The sequence below is a fragment of the Acidobacteriota bacterium genome (assembly GCA_009861545.1).
In the GTDB taxonomy this organism is placed as follows: domain Bacteria; phylum Acidobacteriota; class Vicinamibacteria; order Vicinamibacterales; family UBA8438; genus WTFV01.
This window is the reverse complement of the sequence record VXME01000018.1, coordinates 1-3359: the sequence shown is the minus strand read 5'-3', so window position 1 is coordinate 3359 and position 3359 is coordinate 1. Positions and strand designations below refer to the sequence as shown.

Genomic DNA, 3359 nt, shown 5'->3' with positions numbered 1-3359 from the left:
AGCCCGAACGGCCCGCCCCCCTCCGCCGCCACGCCGCCGAGCGCGAGGAGCGCCAAGCCGGCGCAGGCCACGGTCGCGCCCCCCGCGAGAAGCCAGCCCGGACGCATCCGCCCCGCTCCGCCGCGCCGCTCGAGACTGCCGAAAGCGAGCACGCACGGAACCAGCGCGAGCGCGTACACGGCCAGCCAGACCGGCCGGACTGCCCACCATCCCGCGCCGGCGGGGTCGACGTCCAGACCCACGCCTCCGGGAAGCAGCGCGGCGCCGATCATCAGAGTGGCGGCCGTCAGGTGCCAGAGGAAGATCGTCATGATCATACCGTTCACGAGCACCGTCGCCGTCCACGGCGCGGGCCGGTCGAGCCAGCGCCGCATCGGGCCCTCAAGCGACAGCAGCAGTCCCGTATGCACGAGGGCCAGCGCCAGCATGGGCAGCTTCGGCGGCAGCGAGTTGCTGATCGCGTCGCCGGGGACGCTCACCATGCTGATCGGGTACGGCCCGAGCGTCACCATCCCTACGAGCGCCGCCGCGCCCAGGGCGGCCCACGCGGCGCCCCTCCGCAGGCCCGCCGCGTAGCCGTCGCGCCACGCGTAACCCAGCTGGTGGACGGCGACCCAGATGAAGGCGTAGTTGGCCCAGCCCACCACGGTCAGATCGGCGGTGAGGAAGAGGACATCGTCCACGATCGCGGCGGCGACCAGCGCCCAGAACGACCACAGCCCGTACCGCCGCCAGGCCGCGTGCGTCAGCGGCACGATGAGCACGACCATGACGTAGACGGCGAGAAACCAGACCGGGATGAGCGCCATCTGCGACAGCTCGCCAACGAACCCCGCATCGACGCCGCCCAATGCCATGCCGATGGCAAGCAGCATCCAGACCCCGAGCAGAACCTGTACCGGTCCGAGCAGGCGCCGGAGCCGCACCTGCAGCCACTCCGCGTAACTCCTCCCCCTGTCTCTCGCGGACTGCCATGAGGCGCCGTTCGAGTAGCCGCCGACGAGGAAGAAGATCGGCATCACCTGAAAGACCCACGTGAGCCAGCGCGTCCACGACTGGTGTTCGAGCACGCTCGAGAGCGCGATGTCGCCGCCTCCCGTGTACGGCGCTGTCTGGATCCAGTGCCCGAGCACCACGGCCCCGATCGACAGGGCGCGCAGGAAGTCGACGTACCGGTTGCGCGACTCCGGCGTCCGGGCCGCCACGGCCGCCGCCCGCGACCAGAGACCGCTCACGCCGCGCCCTCCGCGCCCGTATCGACGCTGCGCCTCACGGCAGGCCCAGCGCCACGTACTCGGCCGGATGCTCGCTCCCTCCGACCGCGACCACGATATACTGCTTCCCCTCGTGCAGGTACGTCATGGGCCCGCCCGTCGTCCCCGACGGGAGTTCCGTCTCCCACACCACCTCGCCCGTCCCCTTGTCGTAGGCCCTGAAGGTCGTCCCCCAGTGCGTGTCCGGCGTTCCGATCACGGCGTCGCTCCCCTCGCCGATGAAGAGCAGCGACCCCGTGACGAGCGGCGCCGGCCGGTTCGCGTTCCCAAGCGGTGGAAGGTCCAGGCCCTCGAGGAGCGGATGGTCGTTGGGACCGTCTCCGTTCGCCGCCATCCAGAGGTGCTCGCCCCGGTTCATGTCGATCGCCGTGATCCGTCCCCACGGCGGCTTCACGAGCGGCAGACCCTCGATCTCGGCCCGCGGCCATCCTCCCTGCGTACCGAACTCCATCTCTCCCGGTTCCGGGTTCTCCGACAGACTCCACACGTTCGGAAGCGTGTGCGACACGGCGTAGTAGACGCCCGTCTCGGGATCGAAGGCGCCGGTGTTCCAGTTCCCCGCCCCCCACGCGCCCGGGATGACGTACGTCCCGATCTTCCCCTCCACCGACTCCCGCTCCATGGGCGGCGTGAACAGCGGCCCCATGACGAGCGAGTCGGCGAGCGCGAGCGCCCGCTCGCGGATCTCCGGCGTGAAGTCGATCACGTCTTCCGGCGTCACGCCCTGGCGGTCGAAGGCGGGCGGCCGGCTCGGGATCGGCTGCGTCGGCGAGGTCGCCTCGCCCGGCACCGTGGATTGCGGGACTTCCACCTCTTCGATCGGCCACACGGGCTCCCCGGTCCGCCGGTCGAAGGTGTAGAGGAAGGCCGTCTTGCTCGCCTGCATCACCGCGTCGATCGCGCGCCCGTCCACGTGGATGCGGCCCAGCACCGGCGGGCCCACGGTGTCGTACTCCCAGATGTCGTGGTGCACCATCTGGAAGTGCCACACCCGCTCGCCCGTCGCCGCGTCGAGCGCGACGAGGCTGTTCGAGAACAGGTTGTCGCCGGGCCGGTGCCCCCCGTAGTAGGCAGAGGTCGGCGCCGAGAGCGGCACGTAGACGTAGCCGAGTTCGTCGTCCGCGCTCAGGCAGCACCACGAGCCGAGGTCCCCGGATTCCGCGAGCGACCCGCCGCCCCAGGTGTCCGCCCCGAACTCCCCCTCCTCCGGGATCACGTGGAAGGTCCAGAGGAGCCGGCCGGTGCGGGCGTCGAAGCCGCGGATGTCCTCGCGGACGCTCCCCCGCCACTCCGTGCCTCCGTCCCCGGCTCCGTCCACGGTCCCCGCGAGGACGATGACGTCCCCGACCACGATCGGCCCCGAACTCCAGCCGTACCGTCCCCCGGCCGGAAGCTGCAGGTCCACCCTACCGCCGTCGCCGAACGACGCGACGCGCTTACCGGTCGCCGCATCCAGCGCGTACATCGAGGGACCGCGGACCGAGATGATCCGCCCGGCGGAGTCCCCGACGCCACCATCGGCACCGCCGTCCCCGCTACCCGTACCGGAACCGCGCCAGTAGGCGACGCCCCGGAAGCTCCGCCCGCGCACGTCCTCCTCCGATTCCGGCCGCTGAACCCAGCGCGTCTCCCCCGTCCCCGGATCGAAGGCCTCCACGAGCCCGACGGCGTTGGGCGCGTACAGCGTCCCGTCAACGAGGACGGGCGTCCCGCGCAGGTAGTTGTTGAAGTCGAGCTCCGGATACTCGGCCGTCAGCGCGCCGTCGACGGCCGGCCGCCGCCAAAGAACCTGCACTGCGTCCACGTTCTCGCCGTCGATCTGCGTGAGCGGAGAATACCGGTTGAAGGAGTTCTGCCCGCCGTAGTACGTCCACTCATCGCTAGGCGGCGGCAACCGGTCGGAGTCCGCACCGGCGCCGGTGCAGGCCACGAACGCGAAGGCCGTCGCGATTCCTGCGAAGACCGTGCCTGCCGCACGGAAGTGACGGGCCTGCTCCGGATCACCTCTTCGTCGCCTCGCCGGCATGGATCCCTCCGGGCGTTTGCGTGTTGATACCCCGTTGCGCCGCGCGGGCATCCTGATCC

The 3359-nt window shown here is 71.0% G+C and carries 2 protein-coding genes; both read right to left on the bottom strand.

Annotation, left to right across the window (positions count from 1 at the left end):
- On the bottom strand, positions 1–1235 hold a 1235-nt coding region (locus F4X11_02845; protein ID MYN63953.1), incomplete at its 3' end, for an acyltransferase.
- A 34-nt stretch (positions 1236–1269) separates the two neighbouring features.
- The coding region (locus F4X11_02840) for a PQQ-binding-like beta-propeller repeat protein (protein MYN63952.1) at positions 1270–3359 on the bottom strand (2090 nt) is incomplete at its 5' end.